Annotated in this window: 23 protein-coding genes; 11 read left to right on the top strand and 12 right to left on the bottom strand. The window is 42.6% G+C overall.

The genetic code is table 11. The features are described from left to right. Window positions 1–24: 24 nt before the first annotated feature. Together AC5590_RS04715 and AC5590_RS04710 are read right to left on the bottom strand one after the other, a co-directional pair. Entirely contained in the window at window positions 25–513 is a 489-nt protein-coding gene (locus AC5590_RS04715) for a DUF2808 domain-containing protein (protein ID WP_169263242.1), read from the bottom strand. Window positions 514–551: 38 nt separating this feature from the next. Continuing rightward, a complete protein-coding gene (locus tag AC5590_RS04710) occupies window positions 552–1,025 on the bottom strand; it encodes a DUF2808 domain-containing protein (RefSeq protein WP_169263241.1) in 474 nt (157 codons plus the stop codon). A 1,210-nt stretch (window positions 1,026–2,235) separates the two neighbouring features. Between AC5590_RS04710 and AC5590_RS04705 the strand changes: the two genes are divergently transcribed. From AC5590_RS04705 to AC5590_RS04685, 5 genes are all read left to right on the top strand, one after another. After that, complete coding sequence (locus AC5590_RS04705; RefSeq protein WP_169263240.1) at window positions 2,236–3,678, top strand: ATPase domain-containing protein; 1,443 nt, start codon at window positions 2,236–2,238, stop codon at window positions 3,676–3,678. 82 nt (window positions 3,679–3,760) lie between these two features. Further along, a complete protein-coding gene (locus AC5590_RS04700; RefSeq protein WP_169263239.1) occupies window positions 3,761–4,372 on the top strand; it encodes an IS607 family transposase in 612 nt (203 codons plus the stop codon). 32 nt (window positions 4,373–4,404) lie between these two features. Beyond that, the gene (locus AC5590_RS04695; protein WP_248277128.1) at window positions 4,405–4,857 is read left to right on the top strand and encodes a hypothetical protein; all 453 of its coding nucleotides are present in this window, start codon (window positions 4,405–4,407) and stop codon (window positions 4,855–4,857) included. 136 nt (window positions 4,858–4,993) lie between these two features. Next, window positions 4,994–5,140, top strand: a complete 147-nt coding sequence (locus AC5590_RS04690) for a hypothetical protein (protein WP_248277127.1) — start codon at window positions 4,994–4,996, stop codon at window positions 5,138–5,140. Window positions 5,141–5,327: 187 nt separating this feature from the next. Further along, on the top strand, window positions 5,328–6,425 hold the full coding sequence (locus AC5590_RS04685) for a hybrid sensor histidine kinase/response regulator (RefSeq protein WP_169263238.1): 1,098 nt from the start codon (window positions 5,328–5,330) through the stop codon (window positions 6,423–6,425). Window positions 6,426–6,637: 212 nt separating this feature from the next. Here AC5590_RS04685 and AC5590_RS04680 read toward each other — a convergent pair whose 3' ends face one another. Both AC5590_RS04680 and AC5590_RS04675 read right to left on the bottom strand, forming a co-directional pair. Continuing rightward, a complete protein-coding gene (locus tag AC5590_RS04680) occupies window positions 6,638–7,963 on the bottom strand; it encodes a hypothetical protein (RefSeq protein WP_169263237.1) in 1,326 nt (441 codons plus the stop codon). 29 nt (window positions 7,964–7,992) lie between these two features. Next, a complete protein-coding gene (locus tag AC5590_RS04675) occupies window positions 7,993–9,087 on the bottom strand; it encodes a cysteine synthase family protein (protein WP_169263291.1) in 1,095 nt (364 codons plus the stop codon). A 1,078-nt stretch (window positions 9,088–10,165) separates the two neighbouring features. Between AC5590_RS04675 and nifJ the strand changes: the two genes are divergently transcribed. After that, window positions 10,166–14,074, top strand: a complete 3,909-nt coding sequence (gene nifJ / locus AC5590_RS04670) for a pyruvate:ferredoxin (flavodoxin) oxidoreductase (RefSeq protein ID WP_248277126.1) — start codon at window positions 10,166–10,168, stop codon at window positions 14,072–14,074. Between the two features lie 195 nt (window positions 14,075–14,269). Here nifJ and AC5590_RS04665 read toward each other — a convergent pair whose 3' ends face one another. Next, a complete protein-coding gene (locus AC5590_RS04665) occupies window positions 14,270–15,085 on the bottom strand; it encodes a class I SAM-dependent methyltransferase (protein WP_169263236.1) in 816 nt (271 codons plus the stop codon). Window positions 15,086–15,383: 298 nt separating this feature from the next. On the opposite strand from AC5590_RS04665, the gene AC5590_RS04660 reads away from it, so the two are divergent. After that, a complete protein-coding gene (locus AC5590_RS04660; protein WP_169263235.1) occupies window positions 15,384–16,259 on the top strand; it encodes a serine hydrolase domain-containing protein in 876 nt (291 codons plus the stop codon). Here AC5590_RS04660 and AC5590_RS04655 read toward each other — a convergent pair. The 3 genes from AC5590_RS04655 to AC5590_RS04645 all read right to left on the bottom strand — a co-directional run bounded on the left by AC5590_RS04655 (window position 16,177) and on the right by AC5590_RS04645 (window position 17,682). After that, complete coding sequence (locus AC5590_RS04655; protein WP_246162808.1) at window positions 16,177–16,800, bottom strand: class I SAM-dependent methyltransferase; 624 nt, start codon at window positions 16,798–16,800, stop codon at window positions 16,177–16,179. The two genes, AC5590_RS04660 and AC5590_RS04655, sit on opposite strands and share 83 nt — an antisense overlap. Before the next feature lie 246 nt (window positions 16,801–17,046). Then, entirely contained in the window at window positions 17,047–17,205 is a 159-nt protein-coding gene (locus AC5590_RS04650) for a YqaE/Pmp3 family membrane protein (protein ID WP_169263234.1), read from the bottom strand. Between the two features lie 105 nt (window positions 17,206–17,310). Continuing rightward, window positions 17,311–17,682 carry a translation initiation factor gene (locus AC5590_RS04645; protein WP_169263233.1) on the bottom strand — a complete coding sequence of 124 codons (372 nt, stop codon included), beginning with the start codon at window positions 17,680–17,682 and terminating at the stop codon, window positions 17,311–17,313. Between the two features lie 92 nt (window positions 17,683–17,774). On the opposite strand from AC5590_RS04645, the gene AC5590_RS04640 reads away from it, so the two are divergent. The 3 genes from AC5590_RS04640 to AC5590_RS04630 all read left to right on the top strand — a co-directional run bounded on the left by AC5590_RS04640 (window position 17,775) and on the right by AC5590_RS04630 (window position 19,477). Then, window positions 17,775–17,918 carry a hypothetical protein gene (locus tag AC5590_RS04640; RefSeq protein WP_169263232.1) on the top strand — a complete coding sequence of 48 codons (144 nt, stop codon included), beginning with the start codon at window positions 17,775–17,777 and terminating at the stop codon, window positions 17,916–17,918. Between the two features lie 238 nt (window positions 17,919–18,156). Continuing rightward, window positions 18,157–18,705 carry a CAP domain-containing protein gene (locus AC5590_RS04635; protein WP_169263231.1) on the top strand — a complete coding sequence of 183 codons (549 nt, stop codon included), beginning with the start codon at window positions 18,157–18,159 and terminating at the stop codon, window positions 18,703–18,705. Window positions 18,706–18,853: 148 nt separating this feature from the next. Beyond that, window positions 18,854–19,477, top strand: a complete 624-nt coding sequence (locus AC5590_RS04630; protein ID WP_169263230.1) for a ribonuclease H-like domain-containing protein — start codon at window positions 18,854–18,856, stop codon at window positions 19,475–19,477. Between the two features lie 121 nt (window positions 19,478–19,598). On the opposite strand, the gene AC5590_RS04625 is transcribed toward AC5590_RS04630, so the two are convergent. Further along, window positions 19,599–20,042: a rhodanese-like domain-containing protein gene (locus AC5590_RS04625; RefSeq protein WP_246163423.1), complete on the bottom strand. Its 444-nt coding sequence runs from the start codon at window positions 20,040–20,042 to the stop codon at window positions 19,599–19,601. Between the two features lie 716 nt (window positions 20,043–20,758). Here AC5590_RS04625 and AC5590_RS04620 point away from each other — a divergent pair. After that, window positions 20,759–21,052 carry a HEAT repeat domain-containing protein gene (locus AC5590_RS04620; RefSeq protein ID WP_211178265.1) on the top strand — a complete coding sequence of 98 codons (294 nt, stop codon included), beginning with the start codon at window positions 20,759–20,761 and terminating at the stop codon, window positions 21,050–21,052. A gap of 374 nt (window positions 21,053–21,426) precedes the next feature. Here the strand turns inward: AC5590_RS04620 and AC5590_RS04615 are convergent, their stop codons facing one another. The 3 genes from AC5590_RS04615 to hpnA all read right to left on the bottom strand — a co-directional run bounded on the left by AC5590_RS04615 (window position 21,427) and on the right by hpnA (window position 24,407). Then, window positions 21,427–21,951, bottom strand: a complete 525-nt coding sequence (locus AC5590_RS04615; RefSeq protein WP_169263228.1) for a hypothetical protein — start codon at window positions 21,949–21,951, stop codon at window positions 21,427–21,429. A gap of 321 nt (window positions 21,952–22,272) precedes the next feature. After that, on the bottom strand, window positions 22,273–23,295 hold the full coding sequence (gene hpnH / locus AC5590_RS04610; protein WP_169263227.1) for an adenosyl-hopene transferase HpnH: 1,023 nt from the start codon (window positions 23,293–23,295) through the stop codon (window positions 22,273–22,275). Between the two features lie 122 nt (window positions 23,296–23,417). After that, the gene (gene hpnA, locus AC5590_RS04605) at window positions 23,418–24,407 is read right to left on the bottom strand and encodes a hopanoid-associated sugar epimerase (protein WP_169263290.1); all 990 of its coding nucleotides are present in this window, start codon (window positions 24,405–24,407) and stop codon (window positions 23,418–23,420) included. Window positions 24,408–24,485 lie beyond the last annotated feature (78 nt).

The following is a 24,485-nucleotide window of genomic DNA, read 5'->3' as shown; positions in this document are numbered from 1 at the left end:
TTTATGATTGGCTAGTATATAGAGTTAATAACCAATGCGAAAACTGGCTCCTCCTATAGGAACTTCTGTACTAGCGCCAGCAAATTTAGCGAAGAGGCGGTAAAAATAACTATTTCCTCCTGTTCGTCGTTTGACATTCTTGAGGTCAATTTCTAGCTGAGTGTCAGGAGTAACTGGTTCGGTAAAAGCTAATAGTATAGTTTTGTCATTCACAGAAACATTAGTGTTAATTTTTCGACCATTTTTATCTTCTACAATAATGTCATCAACACTAGTACTCAAAGTTATATTAGTTGGTGCCTGAATACTTATCTGAGAAATCTCCTTACTATTTTTGGGAATATGTACTCGGAAAGTATGTCTAACAACATGCCAGCGCGTAGGAGGAAATTGCACGTTTCCATCAATGTGAGGATCTTGACTATCATCCGCGCTAGCATTTGCATAGTTAACAGGAATTAAGGCTACAGTAGCCAGAGCCGATGCAACAGCATACATGATTATTTTCTTCATTCAACACCTGTTGTGATAATTTCGTGATAATTTATAAATTAAAATGTGGAAAACTGAGCTGTGCCTACGGGAATCTCTGTGTCGTTACCGACGGCTTTAGCCCAAAAGCTGTAAACAGAAGCAGGACCAACAGTTGGTTGTCTGACTTTATTAAATTCAATTAAGAGCTTGGTGTTAGAAATCACTTTTTCCGGAAAATCTATTAAGATTCTTCTACCATTGACAGAAATATTAATGTTAATTTTTTGACCACTATTATCCAACACATCAATATCATTACTAACAGCCACAGAGGATGGAGTATCAATAATTAGCTGGGAAAGAGCATTGTTATTCTCAGGAATGTGTACTCGAAAGGTATGTTTAACAATCCGCCAGCTATTAGGAGGAAAATTGACATCATTAACATTGGAAACCCTGTTGTTATCTGTTTTAGCAGTTGCATAGCCAGCAAAAATTAAAGCTGCGCTAGTCAGAGCAAATGCCGCAGCAGAAATCAGTGTTTTTTTCATCTTGTCTGTCCAATGAATCAATTATTCAATTAGATTGCAGATTCATCCTTTGCACGAACCTTTATTTAACTAGAATGACAGGTCACTATGAAATCAAGATGAAATTTTGCCTTTTTAACAAAAATTCTTCATTCATATTGTGATAAAGAGTCAGGATCACCCCTGCTGGCAACAGTACCTATGCTCATATCTTGCACCAGCTTTTGGGTCCGCCAAGAAATAAATTTCTTGGCTTAAAACTCAAGTAAGCTAAAGCTTACTGAATATACATTCCAGTCGGTTAAAACTGAGATCTTGCACCAGGCGACTGCGTAAGCGCAAGCGCACGAATCGAGCGTTCGCGTAAGCGTGTCCCTTTGGGACTTACAAAGTAGCGTACGCGTGCAGGAGATACCCGAAGGGCTTCGGTGCAGGGTACTTTAGTTCAAGGCGTACTCAGGGGAAGGTGCAAGATCTGAGTATGAAGTGATCGGGCGATGCTCCCAAAAGGAGCCGCTGAGTCCTTACGGACATCTTCTGTCCAGACGCTCTTGCAACGCCCAAGCCGCGTCCGGTAGGCATACGCGATTGTGCGGAGCGCAGACGCCCTTGGCGTATCGCACAAGAGACTAAAAACGCATCGATAAGCCAACAAAGGGCTGAAAATTATCAGGTTCTTGGGTGTAGGGTGAAACAGGTTGTACTGGCTTTTGTCAAACAGAGGAATCTCCAGGGCGAACGTATCTTATTTACTAATAAAAACTAAAGAATATCGCAACATCACATAGATAATTGTAAAAATGGACGGGATGAAAAAAATCAAATATTTGCTACAAATGTGAATTAGCTTATCTTCAACTGCCTGACTATTTATTAATAGCAAAAACAAAGTACGGAATACATAATAGTATATTTTCCCATAAAAAATAATAATAAATAAACCTTTCATATCAAAGATGAAACTCAATTTTTGATGTGTTTTTTATTTTGGTATAAATGTACTATAGTGGATACGTTCGCGCTGTCTATGCACGTGATTATGCAAGTGGAGCAGATCAAGCTTTTATTTCCCAAAGTGTTTATTCTGCATCAAAAACGGTATACTTTACATCAAAATAATATAAGCCTGAACTTTTTGACTCCGGATTGGTAGTAAAAACCTATGCAGTTGAAAGAGCACGCTATGCTAAGATTGCGCCCTTATTAACAAGGAAAGGAAGACTGTTCGCAAATGTCCGAGAATCGTTTGTCTTCGGGAATTTCGGGTTTAGACGAAGTTCTCCACGGTGGTTATGTTCCAGGTCGCGCCTACTTAATCCGGGGTGGACCTGGGGCTGGCAAAACAACGCTGGGAATGCATTTCTTAGTAACCGGGGCAGCAAGAGGCGAACAGGTTTTGTTCATTAGCTTGGGAGAATCTGTCACACAACTGAGGCGAACTGCTGTTGGGCTGGGATTTGACTTAGAAAACATTACTTTTCTTGACCTCAGCCCCACAGCGGAATTTTTCGCCGAAGTTCAGACTTACGATATTTTCTCACCGGCTGAGGTAGAACGTGAACCGACAACCCGTCGAATTGTACAGCAGGTAGAAGCCCTCAAGCCGCAGCGCATTTTTATTGATTCGATGACCCAGTTTCGCTACCTTGCGACCGATACGTTTCAGTTTCGTAAGCAAGTGCTGTCGTTTCTGCGATTTTTGGTCGAGCAAGACATCACTGTTCTATTCACCTCAGAAAGCAGTGAAGAAGCACCCGACGATGATTTACAGTTTATGAGTGATGCGGTAATTAATCTAAGCTTCAGCGACAGTGAGCGCACGCTGTGTATTTCTAAATTTCGGGGGAGTGACTTTCAAAACGGCAATCATGCAATTCGCCTAACCAGTACAGGAATGCAGCTGTTCCCGCGATTAATACCACAAACCTACGGACAAGCTTTTACTACTGAAGTGATCCCCTCTGGGATTCCAGAAATGGACGAGTTGCTGCACGGTGGAATTGAGCGCAGCACCATTACCATTATCAGCGGTCCGAGTGGCGTGGGTAAAACTACGTTGGGACTCCAGTTTATGAAAGAGGCTGCCGGACGGGGGGAACATTCGATCATTTACACTTTCGAGGAAAGAAAGGAAACGCTGCTGCGCCGCGCAGAAGGGATTAACATTGCAGTTAATGCGATGCAGCAGCGCGGGACACTCTCAGTTGTTCAAGTGGAGCCGCTGTATTATACACCCGATGAATTTGCTAACTTGGTGCGTCAGGAAGTAGAGCAAAAACAAACGCGGATTGTCATGATTGATAGTGTGTCCGGCTATCGGCTTTCGGTGCGCGGGGAAGAGTTGACTAGCCATATTCATTCGCTATGCAAGTATTTGCAAAATATGGGTGTTGCTGTGCTGCTGATCAACGAGGTTGAAACGATTACCGGGGAATTCCGAGTTACAGAAATTGGCATTAGCTATCTGGCAGACACGATTATATTTTTGCGTTACTTAGAAATGCAAGGTGAACTGCGGCGGGCGATCGGCGTTTTGAAAAAGCGCATGACCGACTTTGAGAAAACCCTGCGCGAATTTAAAATTAGTCGCTACGGAATCAAAGTCGGCGAGCCACTCACACACCTTCGAGGTGTGTTGACTGGGGTGCCCGAATTGCTTAAGGACAAACCGTGATTCGTAGCTTGTGTCGTTTAGCCGATTGACCTCATCTAAAAATAACGGAGTATATTGTAGTCAACCGTATTCAATCAGAACAATGAAATACCTGACTCCACAGCAAGTGTACGAGCAATTTGGCTATCACCCAAAAACAACCGCAGAGTGGGCAGACTTGGGGAAAATAGAATGTATTAGATCACCCGGAGGTCATCGACGATATCCTGAATCTGCTTTTACCTCGCCAATCTCATCGGACAAACAAAGAGTTCTCTATGCTCGCGTTAGCACCAGAACTCAGTTAGAGGAATTGACTAGCCAAATAGATTACCTTGGTAAAACCTATCCTGGATGCCGCGTTGTTAAAGATGTTGCCAGTGGAATGAACTGGAAACGGAAAAACTTTACCAAGCTGATGACCGAAGTCTCAAACAACGAAATCTCTGAGATAGTCGTAGGGCACAAGGACAGGCTCTGTCGTTTTGGTTTTGAGTTTGTCGAGTGGTTCTGCAATCTTCACGACTGCAAGATCACCGTAATCAATAACGCTAAACTTTCTTCCCACGAGGAATTAATGCAAGACTTTATGTCAATCATGCATTGCTTCAGTTCCAAACTTTACTTCCTTCGCGCTTACAAAAAGAAGATCGAAGAGGAGCAGAATATTTCTGATATTCCGGAGAAAAATCGTAGTCAATGTGAGTCAATATGAGTAGAATCGAAAGATCGTAGTGAGTCGAGACTATGAAACGCAAAGTGAAAAATCAGATAACCGTAACAAGAATAGCCATTGTTGGCACTGCAAAATTAAATAAATGGAAGTCTGAAGAACTTGATACTATTGCGCTTCGACTTGGTAAACTGCGTTGTGATCTATGGAACGAGTTTGGCTCATTGAAAGCTTGGGGAGTTTCCAAGTTTGATATTGACAAACAGCTAAGGGCAAGTAAAGACAAGTACCAGATGCCTACAAAACTTTGGGAAGCAACACTATACGACGTTATCGATGACATCCATCTGGTACAAGCAGCTTGTATAGAGAAAGTCATGAAAGCTTTAGGGCAACGTTATCAGTCATTTCAGTCTAAAAAAGGAGTGCTGCAACTCACTCTAGAGAGTCGAGAATGGATGGTACACCCTGCCCTTTGCACTTTGATCACAAAGTTTTGGTATCGCGGACATACCAAAACTTTGTGATCAGATCATTCTCAAGGCTTTTGATACTCAAATAGATTCTGGCAACGTTGTTTGGCTTAGGTTTGGTGGTTTAAAGAACGGAAAAACTTTAAAAATTCCTACTACTCTCCCCTATACCGTAAAATGCCAACTGCGCTTGATTAAGCGCAACGGTAGGTGGGAAATTCACTACACGACTGATATTGAGAAAGCCAGCAAGAAGACAGAAGGTAAGACTATTGGCTGTGACCGTGGTTACACTGAAGTTTATGCAACATCTCAGAAAGAACTCAGAAGTTTCTAGACGCTCTTGCTCCCACTTGGGACAAAGTGTTTGAAGCGATAACGGGCACGGATAAGCCCAAGACTCTAGAACCTAAAAGAAAACGTACGAGTAAGGTCAATAAGAGAGCGAATTACGAGCAATTAACGCTATTTAACTACGCTTGACTACGTTATTTGCGTATCCCAGTTAGCAAGGTATAACAGCGATGAGTGTAATTTTAATTTTTGTAGAGCAATCTGAGAATCGTCGTCTGCTGGCAGAGTGGCTGGGAATATCTTACAAAGTAGTGGTTCCAGACTCACTGGTGCAGGCAGGAAAAGCCATGCCACTTTTAGATGAGCCATTTGACTTATGCATTCTTGATGGTCCAGCACTGGATCACCTCTGGGAGTGGGTGCAAGCCAGAAAACACAAAGAGCAACCCGTTTTTCTGCCGTTTTTGCTGATTACAATCCGCTCTGATGTCAAACTATTGACACGGCATTTGTGGCAAAGTATTGATGAGCTGATTGCAAAACCAATCGAAAAGCTAGAGTTGCAGGCACGAATTGAAATGCTGCTGCGATCGCGGCGGCTTTCACTACAGCTTGAGACTGCACTCAAGCAAGAACGCGAACTTAGAGAACAAAAATCGCGCTTTATCTCAATGGTTTCTCATGAATTTCGCAATCCGCTAAATACAATTGCTGGTTTCACTCGTTTGCTAGAACAAGACAAACTATCTCAAGAAAAAAGAGCGGACTTTTTTCAACGTATCCAAGCTGCAGTTCGCCGCATGATTGCCCTGCTGGATGATGTTTTGACCTTGAGCAAATCTGAAGCCAATCGCCTAACGTCTCATCCTGTTGGGCTAGCTATTTCGCCTTTGTGCCAGAAGCTAATCGAAGAAATCAAATTCAGCACATCCACTGGTCACACGATTAATTTCAATTGCGAGGATGAATGTGTCACAGTTTATATGAATGAAGCTTTAGTGCGGCACGTTTTGACCAATCTACTGTCTAATGCTATCAAATACTCAGCACCCGACAGCAGCGTTGAACTGAGAGTGCAATGTCAATCGCAAGCTGTGATATTTCAAGTGCAGGATGAGGGGATCGGTATCACTCCAAAAGATCAACAACGACTGTTTGAATCCTTTTATCGTGCTAGTAACGTCGGCAATATTTCTGGAACTGGATTGGGACTGGCGATTGTTAAACAGTTAGTTGAGCGACATGGCGGAACAGTTACGGTAAAAAGCGAAATTAATGTTGGGACAACATTCACCGTAACCCTGCCCATCAGCAGCGAAATGTCTTAATTGGGAATGGAGCGATGGTTGAAGCAGATTTTTCTAAAAAGTAGGTAAATTTGTAGCAATTGCGACTTCTAAAAGTTTTTTAACTAATTCGCGGAAGTCCCCATCTTCAATCGAAAGTAGGATGGGGATTGACAGCGGTACTTCACATAAAATTCATTTGCAGTCAGGAACTTGCAAAAAATAAAATATTACATTTCAAAGAATAATAATCACTATCTATGTTGAAGTGCGAAAAGAAGCACCAAAATTTCACCTATAATTCCCGCAATCATTCCATACGCTGCTGAAGTAGCTCCGCTATGTCCAGCGAAAATGAGACTTCCACATACTATCAAGGTGAAAGATGCGGCAATGATTGTTGCAAGATTAATGAACCAGTTCTTTGCCCAGTGAATAAGAAGTCCTTGGAAAGTATTTTGGAGCGCCAGGAGAAAGGGGAAGCACGAGAGAATTTGTACAACCGGACGTGCTGCTTCCACAAGAGTTGGATTATCTCCGAAAAACTGACGAAGAAGTGAGAATCCTTTGTCCGTAAATCCCAGAAAAAACGGTATTGAGGTAAAACCCAAACCGACAATAATTACAAAGGTAATAAGTGTCCGCTTTGAAGTCTCTTCATACGAAGAAATCACCACTTGTTGAACCATTCGTGTGCCATTCGCAATAGAAAGAACCAATCCCCAAGCAGCGGGCCACACAGCGAGTGCAAGACTTCCATCGAATGATCGAGCAACAAGACTCAAGAGTATCGCCCTCGAACCCCAGAGAAGAAGCATTGTTGAGGCAAGGGGAAGATAGTAAGATGTGACACCTCGAAAGGTTTTAGGAAACTTTGTAGTCTCATGGTGTATGTGCTGGTCAAGAATAGAGGTAATGCCGAGACGCGAACAAAACCATGTGACTAGTACCGCTTCAATGAGTATTGCTCCCATCAAAGTGACACCTGCAAGGAGTGCCCCATCACATTTGAGACTCACTCCCACTGACAGCGCTACAATGACCCAAATAAATCGTGCAACACTTGCCCATCCTACGGGAGCGCTTTTTCGAGCACGGATAAGCAGTCCTTGAAAAAACCGTCGCCAAGCAATCACGAACGGCCAAAGAAACATCAAAAGAAAAGGAGTTCTGCCTCGTGTGGCGATGAAAGTGCTGACTCCAAATACGTCAAGAAGAAGCCAGTTATATAAAGGCTCCCATGTGAGTATAAGAAAGATACCACTTAGACAGAGTCCCGCAAATACCGTAAACTGCCAAAGCGCACGCCGAGACATGGCATAGCTCCCAAGCGCCGTTGAGGCATGAAGAATCATAATAATTGGGCTTTCCAGAAATACAGCAACCGCTTTGACAATTCCTACTCCTGCTAACGTCTCCTGCGGGAATGCAAGGCGACTGAGTGCAGCTGTCTGAAGCGGATCGCCGAGGGTCATAGCCACATCGGACAGGGAAAGTGGAATAAACTGGGTGAGTAGCATCAGAAGCGATCGCTCCTGAAGTGCGTTCTTACCTTCTTCAATGTGGGGTGGGGTGTTCATAATATTTCTCAGCGCTATCCGTGATGGTACTAGAAATACAAGGGACTTAGTGAAGCGATTGCATGATCAAGATGCTCCCCCTCGATAAGCGCAAATCCGTGATGGGAGAGCCAATTGGAATCGTACACTGTCTCCAAATATCGATCCCCTCGGTCTGGATTGATCATAAGAATACGGGCACCAGGACCAAGTTCACGTGCAAGATGCAAGCCACCAGCAACAATTGCCCCAGTTGACGCACCCAGAAGCAATCCCTCGCGACGTGCAAGTGCATGACAGACTGAGTAGGCGATCGCCTCAGGTATCACATACGCACGAGTTAACAGCGAAAGGTCGAGATTCGGTGGAAAGAACGATAAGCCAATACCCGTCATCTTGTATGGTTTTGATGGTGTTCCCATAATGACCGACCCCTCCACATCAACGCCAACAACTTGCAGATGCGGAAAGCGGGGCAGAAGATAGCGAGCAATTCCCATTATTTGTCCAGCAGTACTAATACCGACCACTACGGCATCGAGATCTGAAGAAAAGTAGGCTTCAATCTCACGCGCAGTATAGTGTGAATGTGCCTCCGGATTCAAAGGATTCAAATGCTGACATGGATACCAAGCATGAGGAATAGTTGCTGCAAGCTTCTTTGCTCGTTTCATTCGGGCTTTTTGCATCGAGCCTGATTCGTCTGCCTCGTGAAGAGGTACATCTACAAGTTCAGCACCGTATGCTTGAATCATTCGTCGAAACGGTGAAGCAGTTTTTGCATCGACTACAATAATGACTCGATACCCTCGTGCTGCTCCTACCATAGCAAGACCAACGCCGAAATTGCCCGAACTTGATTCGATAATTGTACCACCAGGCACAAGTAGCCCTTCCTCTTCCGCACGCGTGACGAGGTAAATCGCATTTTTCTCCTTAATTGACCCTCCAGGATTGCAGCTTTCTAGCTTCAAGAAACATTCTGATGTAACACCGACACGGCAGATGTTTCTGAGTTGTACAATAGGCACATTTCCTATTGCCTGGGTAACATCAGCAGCCGCAAATTTTTTCCATGTACTATGATTTTTTTGTTGAGAGTTAACAACATTCTCGAAAGCTGAAGATTTGGCAAGGTGATTCATATTAATTGTGTACAAAAATAATAAACTTGTGAAACTGATCGTGACTGCTGCATCATTAACATTAGAAACCCTGTTTTTATCTGTTTTAGTAGTTGCATAGCCAGCATAAATTAAAGCTGCGCTAGCCAGAGCAAATGCCGCAGCAGAAATCAGTGTTTTTTTCATCTTGTCTGTTCAATGAATCAATTATTCAATTAGATTGCAGATTCATCGTTTGCACGAACCTTTATTTAACTAGAATGACAGACCACTATGAAATCAAGATGAAATTTTGGATCTTTAACAAAACTTATTCATTCATATTGTGATAAATTGTCATGAGCGCCTCTCCTGGCAACAGCACCTGTGAAGTGATCGGGCGACGCTCCCAGAGGAAGGCTTACCTGGCGCGATTGCACAAGAGACTAAAAACGCATCGATAAGCCAACAAAGGACTGAAAATTATCAGATTCTTAGGTGTAGAGTGAAACAAGTTGTACTGGTTTTTGTCAGAGAGAAGAATTTCTGCTTGTAATGATAATTGTGAATTCAATGAAATATTTATTTTATACCCTAATTGTATTATTAATTATACTCCAATTTGCCCTATAAAAGTTCTGATGAAATTCTCGAACCTATACCCCCATAAAAAGACTTAATTTTCTAAAATCCTTAGAGATTCGAGCCTTTTTTGTTTGAGTACATCAGTAATTAACAGAAAAAAACAAAAATGATGTGATGCAATACTAAAAAAGCAAGATTAGTGTTCCTTCAAAAAAAGAGCGAAATGTAGTCAGTCAACGAGATAACTTAGCATGAAAAAATATTGATCTAAAAAATGACTTCACGGGTAGCAACTACACAGTTTATTTTATCTCCAGCAAGTCATAAGTTTTAGGCTCATTACATTTCGATGAAGTGAGCTAAACAGTGTAACAGCTAATTATGTATTTGATACCTGATATCTTGCACCCTCCGGCTTCGGCTGCTCATAATCTGTACTACTAATCGCTCAAGAAGAAAACGAAACTTGCATCACTAAGTAGGAATAGATGACCGCAATTTCAGCAGGCGGCAATCTCAGAGGAGAGGAGAAATCATGAAAAAAACCTTTGCAACAATAGATGGAAATGAGGCTGTTGCCCGTGTTGCTTACCGCCTAAATGAAGTGATTGCCATTTATCCTATCACCCCCTCATCATCAATGGGTGAATGGGCAGATACCTGGTCGAGTGAAGAACGTCCCAATGTATGGGGTACTGTTCCAAGAGTGGTGGCAATGCAGAGTGAAGGTGGGGCAGCGGCTGCGGTGCATGGGGCATTGCAAACAGGTAGTCTCACGACAACCTTCACATCATCCCAGGGATTACTGTTGATGATTCCCAACCTGTACAAAATAGCAGGTGAACTCACCAGTGCCGTTATTCACGTTGCAGCACGGTCTTTGGCAACCCATGCCCTGTCAATTTTTGGCGATCATAGTGACGTGATGGCTGCGCGTGCGACTGGCTTTGCCTTGTTGTGTTCCGCTTCAGTACAGGAAAGTCAGGACTTTGCTCTGATCGCTCAAGCCGTCACCCTTCAAGCACGAGTGTCATTTATGCACTTCTTTGACGGCTTCCGCACCTCTCATGAAATTCAAAAAGTTCAACTCCTGGAAGACGGCGATCTTCAGGCGCTGATTGATGAGGAACTGGTCTTTGCCCATCGCGATCGCGCTTTAACCCCAGATCATCCAGTCTTGCGGGGAACCGCCCAAAACCCCGATGTTTACTTTCAATCCCGCGAAAGCATTAATCCCTATTACAACGTTTGTCCCGACATTGTCCAACAAGCAATGGATAAATTCGGGGAACTCACAGGACGATATTACCGCATCTTTGAATACCACGGTGCCCCTGATGCAGAAGAAGTTATCGTGATCATGGGTTCCGGCTGTGAAACAGTGCATGAAACCGTAGATAACTTCATTGCCCGTGGAAAAAAAGTTGGTGTTGTCAAAGTTAGGCTATTCCGTCCTTTTGACGTCAAACGCTTTGTAGAAGTTTTACCTGCTAGTGTCAAAGCAATAGCAGTCCTAGATCGCACCAAAGAACCTGGTAGTGCAGGTGAACCCCTTTATTTAGATGTTGTCACTGCTATTCACGAGGAGTGGTTAGATAGAGAAAGGGGGAGTGGAAGAATTTCTACTCCGAGAATTATCGGTGGTCGTTACGGTCTTTCTTCCAAAGAATTTACCCCAGCGATGGTGCAGGCAGTTTTTGAAAGCTTGACTCAGGCAAAACCAAAAAATCACTTTACCATCGGTATTAACGACGACGTTAGTCACACGTCTTTACCATTTGACGCCGACTTTTCTATTGAACCAGATAACGTCGTGCGAGCAATGTTCTACGGATTGGGTTCCGATGGTACAGTCGGCGCAAACAAAAACTCAATCAAGATTATTGGTGAACAAACTGATAACTACGCTCAAGGTTACTTTGTTTACGATTCCAAAAAATCTGGTTCAATGACCGTGTCGCACCTGCGTTTTGGTCCACAACCAATTCGCTCAACTTACCTGATTGACAAAGCCAACTTTATTGGTTGTCATCAGTGGACTTTTTTAGAACGCATTGATGTCCTAAAAGCCGCTGTTGTTGGAGGAACATTCCTGCTGAACAGTCCTTATGATGCTGATACTGTTTGGGAACATCTTCCAGTGGAAGTACAACAGCAAATTACTCGCAAGCAACTGAAGTTCTATATCATTGATGCGAATCAGGTTGCTCGCGAAAGTGGCATGGGAGGACGGATTAACACAATCATGCAGGTATGCTTCTTTGCATTAGCAGGCGTCTTACCACAAGAAGAAGCGATCGCCAAAATCAAGCAAGCCATTGAAAAAACTTACGGAAAGAAAGGCGCGGAAGTCGTCCGCATGAACTTAGAAGCTGTAGACAGAACTTTGGAAAATTTGCATAAAGTCGAAGTAGAGATCAAACAGATGACTTCCTCATCATCCCCATCTCCGTCATCACCCCCACCCCCCCCACCTCCCCCATCACCCCCATCTCCTCCATCTCCCTATCCCTCACTCCCCGTTAGTCCACCAGAATTTATGCGAGAAGTTCTCGGCAAAATCATGGCATGGCAGGGAGATGAATTGCCCGTGAGTGCGTTCCCTGTAGATGGAACTTTTCCCACAGGGACCGCAAAATGGGAAAAACGCAATGTGGCAGAAGAAATTCCTGTTTGGGATCCTGATGTCTGCGTACAGTGCAGCAAGTGTGTCATCGTTTGTCCTCATGGTGTGATTCGGGGTAAGGCTTATGAAGCGGGTGAATTAGCTAACGCCCCAATAACTTTTAAATCAATCAACGCTAAAGATAAAGACTTTGCAAAACAGAAGTTTACAATTCAAGTTGCCCCAGAAGATTGTACAGGATGTGGTATCTGTGTAGATGTTTGCCCTGCCAAAAATAAATCTTTGCCAGAACGCAAGGCGATTTATATGGAACCGCAGTTACCTTTGCGGGAACAAGAGCGTGAAAACTGGAATTTCTTCTTAAGTTTGCCAAATCCTGACCGTCGGCAACTGAAATTACATCAGGTTCGCCAACAACAACTGCAAGAACCATTGTTTGAATTTTCTGGTGCTTGTGCTGGTTGTGGCGAGACGCCTTACTTAAAATTACTGACACAATTGTTTGGCGATCGCGCAGTTATTGCCAACGCCACAGGTTGTTCTTCAATCTACGGTGGAAACCTACCGACAACTCCTTGGACAACGAACGCCGAAGGAAAAGGTCCTGCATGGTCTAATAGTTTGTTTGAAGACAACGCTGAATTTGGCTTTGGTTTCCGCCTCTCCCTAGATAAGCACGCCGAATTTGCCGCTGAACTTCTGCAAAAACTCAGCGATAAAATAGGGGATGATAACCTCGTGCAATCTATCCTTAAGCAAGAGCAAAAAACCGAAGCAGATATCTACGAACAACGCGAACACGTTAAGTTGCTAAAACAAAAGTTAGATCAGCTGCTGGAGAGTGAACAAGACGCAAAGACGCGGGAACACCAGAACGCAGAGAATTTTGCGATCGAAAGTTTAAAATCTCAAATTATAACCGCAGACGCACGCGGATACACACAGACAGAACAGACAAATGTCAACCTCCAAAAGCGTCCATCGGCGGTTCAAAATCTTAGACCTCAAATTATAACCGCAGATATAAACGGACACACGCAGATGAAACAGACAAATGTCCGCGTTCATCAGCACGGCAGGTGCTTCAAGTCGGGAAACGCGCCCAACGCACTGCCTCGTCCATCAGCGGTTCAAAATCTTAAGTCAATAGCTGATTACTTAGTTAGGAAAAGTGTTTGGATTGTCGGCGGTGACGGTTGGGCATATGACATCGACTTTGGTGGAATCGACCATGTAATTGCAAGTGGTCGCAATGTCAACATCTTGGTCATGGATACCGAAGTTTATTCTAACACGGGTGGTCAGTCTTCCAAAGCAACTCCACGAGCAGCAGTTGCTAAGTTTGCCTCGAGTGGCAAGCCAGCAGGTAAGAAGGACTTGGGACTAATTGCCATGACATACGGTCATGTTTACGTAGCAAGTGTAGCGCTTGGTGCACGAGATGAACATACTCTCAAGGCATTTCTGGAAGCAGAAGCTTATGACGGACCATCACTGATTATTGCCTATAGCCACTGCATTGCTCATGGTATCAACATGACTACAGCAATGAATCATCAGAAAGCTTTGGTAGAAGCAGGTCGTTGGTTGCTGTATCGATATAATCCTGACTTACGCAAAGAGGGTAAGAATCCTTTGCAATTGGATATGCGTCAGCCCAAGCAATCAGTAGAACAGTCGATGTACCAAGAGAATCGCTTCAAAATGCTCACTAAGAGTAAACCTGCCCTTGCCAAGCGCCTGTTGGAAGAAGCGCAAGCTGAGGTGGATGCACGCTGGCAGATGTACGAGTATTTGGCAAATCGCAAACTACCTTAACAGCTTTGGATTCATTACTGTAATTCCTGCCCTTACCTCACCCATATCCTCTGTGCAACATCCAAGAGGGTAGGGGTAAGGTTCGTGAAATTCTTCATTTTTTGTAAGCGATTCGGAATTATTTTTCCTTGTGCTTCCTCTGCGCCTCTGCGCTTCTACAGTTTTTTAATCATTCAGATGCTACCGGATTTGATATCATCTGTCTTTTCGGGCAATCTGAACCGCACAGAGATATGAGAGTTGAATATTCTCTCCAAAGTCCTCCAATTTTTCCCTCAACCTTTTAAATAGCAAATCCTTTGTCTGCGGATCAAGCGATCGCAGAGTACTTAGAAGATTAAGAAAATTATCGATACTATATGTAACTTCACACGCTATCTGCTCAGACACCAAATCTCTAAAATAACCTGAGTTCAGAATGTTTTGTCCAAAACTTCTCAAAATATCCGCTTGAGTTTCTGCACCTTCATAATGCGCAAGTGAAGGAGCATACGCTTGATAAACCTCCTCAATCGCTTGGTACACTTCGTATCGAGGTTCGGGTGTCATGTTCCATAACAAGATCAGACTACCGTTGTCTTGTAATGCCTCAGCCGCTTTGGAATATCCAATCTCTGGCGGTATCCAGTGAAAAGCATTGGCTGACAAAACAGCGTTGAACTTCTTAGCTTCCAATTCCCACTCTTCAAATGAAGTATTGCAAATCTCAACTTTTGAATATGGCGCACAATTGCGTTGTGCTAAATAATAGAAATCTTGGTTTGGCTTAAGACAAATCATAGAAAAACCCAATTGAGCAAAACAGACTGTTGCGTTCCCCGGGCCACAGCCGACTTCAAGAATCGTTGCATCTGAAGAAAGTTGAGCTAGAGTCACAGCACGATTAATCAGTTTTTGAGAATAAGGTGCTCTTGCTTTATAGTAGACATCAGCGACAGGAGAATACCAAGTTTTTCTCTGTTCCAAGTTCATGGAATAACGAGGGTTTCTTTGTTGTTTAGGGTCTTGCATGAGTTATTCCTACTTACCGATAACTGAAGCAGCACAACAACTTCAGACTGACTTCGTTTATTTTACATACGTAATCTATCCTTGACTGGTTAAGGTCAGAAACAAAGTTATATTTTGAGAATTTTTTGTCCTGTACTGATGAGAATGTCATGAAAATTTTATTGTACAAATGTATCCACTATGACACTTGTAGTCAGTGAAACTAAGAGTGTGTATTCCCTTTAAACTTATCTGCTTGACAATTCTGTCTATCCTAGTTTTTCTTTTTTCTGGACTTCCCTGCTTTGCCCAGGAAAGCTTGACCAAACTAAACAACCCTGCACCTGTATCTATTTCGCAGCAAGGTCCAACTGAACCTAAAGAGTTAGAAGCCTTTACTGATAAATTCTTCCTCCAATTGAAAGATGGGAATATTCCTGGTGCAGTGTTTGTTCTAGTCAAAGATGGCAAAATCTTCTTCTCTAAAGGCTATGGCTATGCCAATCTAGAGCAGAAAACACCTGTGATTCCAGACAAAACTCTATTCCGTCTTGGATCTGTTTCCAAAGTGTTCACAGCCACAGCCGTAATGCAACTAGCTGAACAAGGCAAACTCAACTTAAACGAGGATATTGACCACTATCTCAAGCAATTTCACACTCAGAACAATCAGTTTAAACCTATTACCTCTGCCCATCTGTTGACTCACACAGATGGGTTTAATGTAGGATGGTCGATTGGGGCTGCGACTCGCTGTCAGTCTCAACTGCCATCCTTAGAGGAATTTTTGAGTAAAAACCTGCCCAAGCGAGTTCGACAACCGGGCGAACTGTATGTCTACGGCGATGTAGGGATAGCATTAGCAGGCTACTTGGTAGAAGTGCTGTCTAAAGTTTCATTCACCGAATACATCAACCAAAATATCCTCAAGCCATTAGATATGCGCCACAGCAGTTTTCAGCAGCCCTTACCAACTGCACTTGCACCTGATTTAGCCGTGGGCTATAGCTACAGAAAGAATGCATATATACCCCTTCACGTGTGCCAAGAGTGTTCCCAGCGCTGGTATGAGTGCCACAGCCACAGACGTTGCTCACTTTATGATTGCTCAATTACAGGGGGGGCGTTATGGCAATGGATGAAGCTACGTAATCACTTATTCCATCTTCCCAAGTCAGATGCTTTCCTTCGCTGAAGTAAGAAAACTTGTGACTCCAATCCACATCAAACATCATAGCTACAGGATGGAAATCCACCAAAACAAAGCGTCCACCTGATTTGAGAACGTCTGCAATTCCTTTTGCCCAAAGGTTCAGATTAGATATCCAACAAACTGCACCATAAGACGAGAAGACAATATCAAATTGCTCGCCTCGCCTTGCTGTTTCTTGCAACCAATCAAATACATCTGCGCGATGAAAGGTAGCTGGAATTCCAGATTCTTCTGAGAGTTTTTGAGCAAAGGTAATTGCTTCGTCACTTATATCTACACCAGTCACAAAAGCACCAAGTCGCGCCAAACTCAAGGTATCTTGTCCTGCGTTGCACTGAAGATGAACCAAGGATAAGCCGGTAATATCTCCTAAAAGTTCTTTCTCTTCTCGAAAAAGGGTGCTTCCCCCCTCCCGAAAAAACTTAGCTTGATCGCCTTTATGGCTATTATGTGCCTTGGTAGCTTCATTCCAAGATAAACGGTTCTCTTCGTGAAGGTCTTTTCTTGGAGAGCTTGCTGTCATTGTTTTGCACCCACTTTATAGGTTAAATTTATCGAAACTGGGCGAATACCTTTTATGAAAAGACCCTTTGATGAATTTTCGCAGCGTTTACTAAAAAGACTTTTTCCTAACAACAAAACAAAAACAATATGGGTGAGCAATGCCCACCCTAAACAATCAAACCTAAATGTTCACTTCCAAAATTTTTTGGCTTATTTATCTAGTTTTCTTTGTTCTTTTTTTTTTCTCACTTTGTTAAGTTTATTTTTATTTTCTAGCAATTACCCACACAGCGTGAATAATTCCAGGAATATAACCAAAAAGTGTCAAAAGTATATTAATCCAGAAGTCTGTACCCAAACCCACTTGCAAAAATACTCCTAAAGGCGGAACAAAAATAGCACACAGTAACCTAACTAAATCCATTGTTTCCTCCTATTAATATCAAAACGAGCAGGATTTTTATATTTTTCCAACATAACATTTCTGTACTAAAACAACATATTTCTGAAGTTCGATAAACACAACAGATTAACCACCGCTAATTTTAGCTTTATAACCTAGCTTGGTTACAATCTCTAGTATTTTCTGCTTATGGTCGCCTTGAATTTCTATTTCGTTGTCTTTAACTGTACCACCTGTACCGCATTGAGCTTTCAATTGCTTCAGTAAGGCTTGTAAGGTTTCTGGTTTGGATTGAAAGCCAGTAATGACAGTGACAGTCTTGCCTTTGCGTCCGGCGCGAGTAGCTTGCACGCGCAGATTTTGCTGTTGAGGGGGTAGTTCCTCGATTGGTCTTTCTAGGGCAGCAGACATTGGTCTTTGTAGGGCGGCGGAGTTATCGTTGCCAAATTCCCGGTAGACAAGACGGTTTTCAGAGGATTTGCGATTTGATGATGACATAAGACTAAATTGAATGAACCGCACACAACCAAGAGACAAAGAGGAAAAAGAGTTTATATAATGATGGTCGTTCTGTTATTTTAGCTTGTCCTGTGACTACGATTCCCCTACCCTGTGGCTTGAAATCAACAACTCAACTTCCTGATATACAAGGACGTTTTAACGCTCAGTATGTCTTTAAAACCCTCACGAGTGCTGTTGCTGGATTAGAAACAGCGATTAGGGCGATACCGTAGAATGTGGTTTGATGTATGCTGTCACAGTCTCGATGGCTATGCAAAGAAATACGGTAACTTCTGTATCATTTTTATAAAAACTTAGCTCTCTTATGATTGTTATGAAAGACTCTTGACGCTTCTAGTTATGATATGCCATCATTTCCTAACTTCCTGAATACAAACAAGTATACGGGTATATGAAGAAACAAAAAAATAAGTTCTGCGTCTTACAACTTTACATACTACATAATTCTCCATGTTACGACAAACTGCTTTTGGCATTGCTTTAAGTACGCTTGTCCTTGCTAGTGGAATGTCTTCCGCTTACATACGAGGTCAAACCTTACCAAAGAAATCAGACCAGAAGCAGGTATTGTCAATGTCCTCACCTCGATTGACGCCACCTGTAACTGCTAAATCGACTGATTTAGAAAGGTCAGTTTTTGACCAAATTAATCGATATCGAGCTTCTAAGGGTTTGCCAAAGCTGGTGCTAAATGCCAAAATATCGCGGCAAGCAAGACTTCACAGTTTAAGCATGGCTAACGTTAAAGTTCCGTTTAGTCATCAGGGATTTAGAAGGAGGGTTGGTGCTATTCCTATTCGCTGTAGAAGTGCAGGAGAAAACCTTGCCTTTAACTTAGGATACAGCGATCCCGCTGAGGAAGCTGTAACTGGTTGGCTTCACAGTTCCGGACATCTTGCTAACATCAAAGGTAATTACAATATGACTGGAATTGGTGTGGCGACTAATAGCCAAGGTAAAGTTTATCTTACGCAAATTTTCCTTCGTAGTACTAGATAATGAGAAAAGTCTGTTCATAGTGAGTGTTTAAGCGCTCACTATTCAAAATGGTCAAAGTTCTATAACCTGGAATAGGAGGAGGTTAGAAGCTCCTCAAGAAGCCATGAATATAGATAATATAGGTATTTAACCAAACGAAATCTCATTCATGGAAGATTTTCAGGTTTGCGATCGCGACCTTAGTGATGATGCACTCTCCCACTATCTACAGGCTGATGTTATTGCTGTAGATACCGAAACAATGGGATTGTTACCACAACGCGATCGCCTGTGTCTGGTTCAGCTGTGCAACAGTGAAGGTAAAGTGAGTGCAATTCGTATTGCAAAAGGTCAAACTGATGCTCCCAACTTAAAAAAACTCTTAGAAGCCGCGAATATCCTTAAGGTCTTTCACTTTGCGCGCTTTGACATTGACACGCTGCGTTACAATTTGGGCATTCACGTTAATCCTGTTTTCTGTACTAAGATTGCCAGTAAGTTAGCTCGTACCTACACACAACGTCATGGACTCAAGGATGTAGTGCAAGAGTTGGAACGGGTGGAGTTGGATAAAAGCGCTCAAAGTTCTGACTGGGGAAACGCTGCTAATTTATCTGATGCACAACTGAGTTACGCCGCCAACGATGTACGTTACCTAGTCAGTGTACAGCAGAAACTCGTTGATATGCTCAAACGAGAAGAACGCTTAGAACTTGCTGAAGAATGCTTTCGATGTTTACCGACAATAGTTTCTTTGGATTTGTTGCAATTCAAGGATTTGTTTGAACATTAATCACATTTGTGCCTTGTCTGCGCCAGTACTGCTTTAAAGGTAACGCTGGCGCAAACAAGTGACTTTACCGTTAGGTCAAAAGTCAATAACGAAGGACAAACATACTAATGAGTAAACATCTTTATTGCTGTTTTTCTGCGTGATCTTTCAAACGATCAACAACATTGTAGTCATCTGCACCAGCCGGAGTTTGTGATTCTACAATACCCTCTGTAGGACCGCCAATTTCCTTCCAAGCCGCCAGACCACCTTTGAGTTGGGAGACGTGTTCAAAGCCTGCACTTTTCAATGATTGTGCAGCTTGAGAAGCTTGTTCATCGCTATCACCGTAAACATAGATATCACGGGCTTTATCCAAAGATGATTTGGCTCGATCTACCAATGTATCAACTGGAAAAGGCATTGCGCCCATGATGTGACCTTGGTTGTAGGTATTGCGATCGCGCACGTCTAGAATTGTCAAAGCAGGTTCACCCCATTCCAGACGAGACTTAAGGACATGAGCATCAGACACTGGCTCAATTGGTGGCTGTTCTGGAATGATATCGCCCAGTAGATTATCCACAGCATTTTTCGCTGATTCAACAGTGTTCTTCGCTGCTGATTCAACATTATCCTTAGCTGATTGTGCGGTTTGCTTGACTGATTCTGTAGTGTCCTTGGCTGCTGATTGCGCAGTTTCTTTCGCTGATTGTGCAGTATTTTTTACAGATTCTGCAGTATCCTTGGCTGCTGATTGCGCAGTTTCTTTCGCTGATTGTGCAGTTTCCTTTGCTGATTCGGCAGTGTTCTTTGCTGATTCTTCAGTGTTTTTTGACGAGTCCATACTATTCCTCTCCTGCGTGACTTAGATAAAACGCCTTGCAAAAATTTCAAGGCAACATAGATCAATATACGCCCTTGCCTAGCGCGTTTTTACATTAGATTCGCGCCATACTTTTGCAAAAATTTATTCTATTGACAAAAATGTACCGAATAACACTACTTGAATTGCTCTTTCTTGAGAGTGAAGTTCTACATTTCCGTCTAACGGTAGACTGGCTTAAAAAACTTGCTTACTAAAAATAAGTTTTATTAATTTTTATGTTATTGCTCTAGCCAACTCTATTAGGACGTAGGGAACGCTTAACAGTGAAGAAATACTTAACTCGTCAAGAAGTTTGAAAGTCTCGTAATCTCCATATTTTTTCATGAGTTCATGTGCTAATCTACCTGGCAACGGCTATATTATCTTTTGCTTCCAGAATATCCTAAATAAAAATACGTAAAAAAACGATATAAATGTCTGAAACAATCATAACAATCCTTGGTGCTGATGGGAAAGAAATTTATATCCAATACGACGAGCAAGACAGTGATGAACTTCAAGCAGTGGAAACTTTAATTGCTGCCCTCAATGACTCACACTCGGACGTGAGAAAGAAGGCGGCAGAAGCTTTGGGTGAGATTAGCAATCCAGAAATTTTGCCAAAGCTGATCCAATTCCCTGAAATAAACATTTATGATCCTGACATATTTGTCTTCGCAAGGAGATTGGCGGTTCGATTCAGCAAGCAACCACTACTTAGGAAGTAGATTTCTCCAAAAATGATTTTTAGTGCAAGCGTGGGGTATTGGTTTAATAGCCATTTTTGGAGAGGTCTAGTGGGGAAAGCCTTTGATTCCCGTCTATCCTGTGGGAGTAATCGCTGCAAAAGTAGCCATACACAGACAAGCACTTACAAATAAGAATTTTGGCTATAAAAACTGTCTAGCGTCTCATTTCCATGAGACAAGCTTTGGCGATGCATTTGTTAGTCCATTTTAATGGACTTAGGCTGTTAGCCTGGGACTTACAGTCCTAAGCGGACGAGAACACTAAGATTGACGTGTTTAACTAAAATTAAATTAAAAGGTGGTTGTTGGAACCACCATGAAAAGTCAAAATATTCTCATCAAATCACTATCAACTAAGCAGCAGTTAGAACAAAGTCAACTTCGCTTGTTCCACCAGTTTCTGACTTCCCAGATGTCAGTTTCTGATTATTTACTTCCACTGCAAAAGGTGTGCCTTGAAGGTTGATATTGTAATCAGTTTTTTGATTTGTATATCCAACACTGGCAATCATTTTACGACCTTGATCTGTATACATGAAAGCCAACATTTGATTTTTTTTCTGCTGATTGTCGTATGCCCAAATCACCATATATTGTTTGCCTTGATAATCAAATACCTTAGGCGGACGGTTGGGGACATAACGACCAGGATTACCAAAGCTTCTATCAAGGAACTCTTGAACAGAGTTTTGTTCTACAGTTGCATAAGCAACTTCTTTTGAAGATGTTGGTTCAGCATCTGGTTGGTTTTCATCAACGACTTCTTCTTGTCCCCGGTTACGAAAATAATCTACTGCTGCTTTAGTTCCAATTGCACCAACAGCAGCAACACCTGCACCAACCAAAACATTGCGAAGGAGGTTATTTTTATTACTCATTTTTTCTCCTAGTGGATAGAAAACACCGTGGTCAATAGTATCATCACCAGTTGTTTGCGTTAAATATATAAAATGTATTGATTTTTTAACTTTTATGATGTTGACTTTAACCGAAATCCACAAATGACCACTACGCCAGAAAACAGCGTGTCCAAAAGAAGGAACGCAAATTCCAACAGAGTAATCATTTGTGGTGGCTGATGGGAAATGTATTCTCAGACTAGTACTTCACCAAAGCAACTTTAACGGGTTGATGAGGTGAAAAAATTCTTAGTCTCCCCCCTGCTTGCCTTAACCTGGCAATTTTGGGTTGATCCAGCACTAGTTCCCCATACCCAAAAGCGCCTTAACCGATCGCCCGATATTTGTTGGCTGCATCGCATCCATTGCAGCGGTGGGTTCATAACCGCAATGTACCATGCAATCTGCACACTTGGGATTTTTACTAGCCTGACCGTATTGACTCCAGTCGGTTTTATCTAATAGTTCTTGGAAAGTTTTGTAGTGACCTTCATTTAGAAGATAACAAGGCTTTTGCCAACCAAGAACACTATAGCTGGGACTACCCCAAGGAGTACAATCGTAGTCTTTCTCACCAATGAGAAAATCTAAAAACAATGGGCTATTAATAAAATCCCAGTTTTTCTTGCCTGCTTTGTAGGGAGCAAAAATTTGCCGGAAAAGTGCCCGTGTTTGTTCGCGTTTGAGAAAATGATCTTGATCCGGTGCCCATTCGTAACTATAGCCAGGGGAGATCGTCATCCCATCAACACCCAAGGTGGTGAGCAAATCAAACAAGTCCTGCAATTCTTTGGGATCACTACCGTCAAAAACCGTAGTGTTTGTCCCGACACGAAATCCTTTTGCTTTTGCCGCACGAATCGCGCTAATTGCAGTATCAAAGACACCTTTGCGATCGACACAATGATCGTGCCACTCCTTCGTCCCGTCTAAATGCACACTGAAGGTCAGATATGGGGAAGGTTTAAACTTGTGCAGACTTTTTTCTAGCAACAAGCCATTTGTACATAAGACAATAAACTTTTTGCGTGCAATCAAACCTTCGACAATCTCAGCAATTTGAGGATGCAGCAGGGGTTCGCCTCCAGGAATGGAGACAACTGGTGCGCCACACTCATCCACTGCAGCAAAGCATTGTTCGGGAGTTAAGTGTTGCTTGAGTATTTCTTTAGGATGCTGGATTTTGCCACAACCTGGGCAAGCCAAATTACACCGGAATAAAGGTTCCAACATCAGAACCAGAGGGAACCGTTTGCGACCCAACACACGTTGAGTCACTATGTACTTACCTATTTCAATAGCTTGTTGTAAATGAATTCCCATAATTGTCCTCTACACCACTATCAAATAAACTCTAGCCAGCAGCAGTCTGCATTGAACCCATGAGCAAAATGCCCGATGACAATTTTGCATCGTTATGATAATAATCCCAAAAGTCTCTAATTTTATGCTACCTCAACGTATTTCTCTGCTACAAACCAATTTACGGCGTCTTGTAAAGCTATTTTGATTGACGTTTGAGGTAAACCTAGTTCTCGGACTGCTTTGGAAGCATCGTAATACATCGGTTGATGCGCCATGCGAACACCATCTAAAGGAATCGAAGGCGGTTTGCCTAAAGGCGCGAGAATTCGTTCATCAATCCAAGCTAAACTCAAGGGTAGCCACGCTGGTACAGATTTTTGAGGAGCGCTCAAATTTGTGATTTGGGCAAGTTGGTCTAGTAGTTCTTTTAGGGTAAGGTTTTGGTTCCCTAAGATATAACGCTCTCCCGTTTTTCCTTTTTCCAAAGCTAATAGGTGTCCCCTCGCCACATCGCCCACATCGATAAAATTCAAACCCGTATTCAAATAGAAAGGCATTTGCCTTCGCAGAAATCGGAGAATGATATCCCCAGTGGGAGTTGGTTTTATATCCCAAGGACCAATTGGAGTGCTTGGATTGACTATCACGATATCTTGACCCTGTTTTACGGCTTGTTTTGCTTCCTGCTCAGCTAGATACTTAGACTTCTTATACTGACCAATTAGTTCCTCAAGAGGACTTTGATGAGTTTCATCCACTACCTTCCCTAGTTCATGAACCCCAATAGCAGCAACCGAACTGGTGTAAACGGTGCGTTCAACACCTGCTTGACGAGCAGCCGCCAACACATTGCGTGTTCCCAAAACATTATTCTGGTATAGTACATCTTGGTCAGCTTGCCAAAGGGAATAGTGAGCCGCAACGTGAAAAAGTACCTGAGCACCCTGTATTTTCCGGTACAAATCAGGATCGTTCAAGTCACCTTTGACAACCTCTACATCTAAATTCTGTAAATTGTTCAAGGAGCTGTTAGGACGAACTAAAGCCCGGACTGCATAGCCTTCTTGAAGCAGCAAGCGTGCCAAGTTAGCACCAACAAAACCAGTAGTACCAGTCACAAACGCGCGAATTGTCATTGGTCGTTTACCTTGCTATCAGGTTGTTAAATAAAATACCCAGGATAGAAAAAATATAAATCATTATAGAAA

The sequence above is a fragment of the Brasilonema octagenarum UFV-OR1 genome (genome assembly GCF_963888615.1).
In the GTDB taxonomy this organism is placed as follows: Bacteria; Cyanobacteriota; Cyanobacteriia; order Cyanobacteriales; family Nostocaceae; genus Brasilonema; species Brasilonema sennae.
This window is presented reverse-complemented; position numbering and strand designations above follow the sequence as displayed.

Excerpts from the sequence above, each read along its gene's own strand:
- AC5590_RS04715 (WP_169263242.1), bottom strand. The coding sequence starts at position 513 with ATGAAGAAAATAATCATGTATGCTGTTGCATCGGCTCTGGCTACTGTA.
- AC5590_RS04710 (WP_169263241.1), bottom strand. The coding sequence starts at position 1,025 with ATGAAAAAAACACTGATTTCTGCTGCGGCATTTGCTCTGACTAGCGCA.
- AC5590_RS04705 (WP_169263240.1), top strand. The coding sequence starts at position 2,236 with ATGTCCGAGAATCGTTTGTCTTCGGGAATTTCGGGTTTAGACGAAGTT.
- AC5590_RS04700 (WP_169263239.1), top strand. The coding sequence starts at position 3,761 with ATGAAATACCTGACTCCACAGCAAGTGTACGAGCAATTTGGCTATCAC.
- AC5590_RS04695 (WP_248277128.1), top strand. The coding sequence starts at position 4,405 with ATGAAACGCAAAGTGAAAAATCAGATAACCGTAACAAGAATAGCCATT.
- AC5590_RS04685 (WP_169263238.1), top strand. The coding sequence starts at position 5,328 with ATGAGTGTAATTTTAATTTTTGTAGAGCAATCTGAGAATCGTCGTCTG.
- AC5590_RS04680 (WP_169263237.1), bottom strand. The coding sequence starts at position 7,963 with ATGAACACCCCACCCCACATTGAAGAAGGTAAGAACGCACTTCAGGAG.
- AC5590_RS04675 (WP_169263291.1), bottom strand. The coding sequence starts at position 9,087 with ATGAATCACCTTGCCAAATCTTCAGCTTTCGAGAATGTTGTTAACTCT.
- nifJ (WP_248277126.1), top strand. The coding sequence starts at position 10,166 with ATGAAAAAAACCTTTGCAACAATAGATGGAAATGAGGCTGTTGCCCGT.
- AC5590_RS04665 (WP_169263236.1), bottom strand. The coding sequence starts at position 15,085 with ATGCAAGACCCTAAACAACAAAGAAACCCTCGTTATTCCATGAACTTG.
- AC5590_RS04655 (WP_246162808.1), bottom strand. The coding sequence starts at position 16,800 with ATGACAGCAAGCTCTCCAAGAAAAGACCTTCACGAAGAGAACCGTTTA.
- AC5590_RS04650 (WP_169263234.1), bottom strand. The coding sequence starts at position 17,205 with ATGGATTTAGTTAGGTTACTGTGTGCTATTTTTGTTCCGCCTTTAGGA.
- AC5590_RS04645 (WP_169263233.1), bottom strand. The coding sequence starts at position 17,682 with ATGTCATCATCAAATCGCAAATCCTCTGAAAACCGTCTTGTCTACCGG.
- AC5590_RS04635 (WP_169263231.1), top strand. The coding sequence starts at position 18,157 with ATGTTACGACAAACTGCTTTTGGCATTGCTTTAAGTACGCTTGTCCTT.
- AC5590_RS04630 (WP_169263230.1), top strand. The coding sequence starts at position 18,854 with ATGGAAGATTTTCAGGTTTGCGATCGCGACCTTAGTGATGATGCACTC.
- AC5590_RS04620 (WP_211178265.1), top strand. The coding sequence starts at position 20,759 with ATGTCTGAAACAATCATAACAATCCTTGGTGCTGATGGGAAAGAAATT.
- AC5590_RS04615 (WP_169263228.1), bottom strand. The coding sequence starts at position 21,951 with ATGAGTAATAAAAATAACCTCCTTCGCAATGTTTTGGTTGGTGCAGGT.
- hpnH (WP_169263227.1), bottom strand. The coding sequence starts at position 23,295 with ATGGGAATTCATTTACAACAAGCTATTGAAATAGGTAAGTACATAGTG.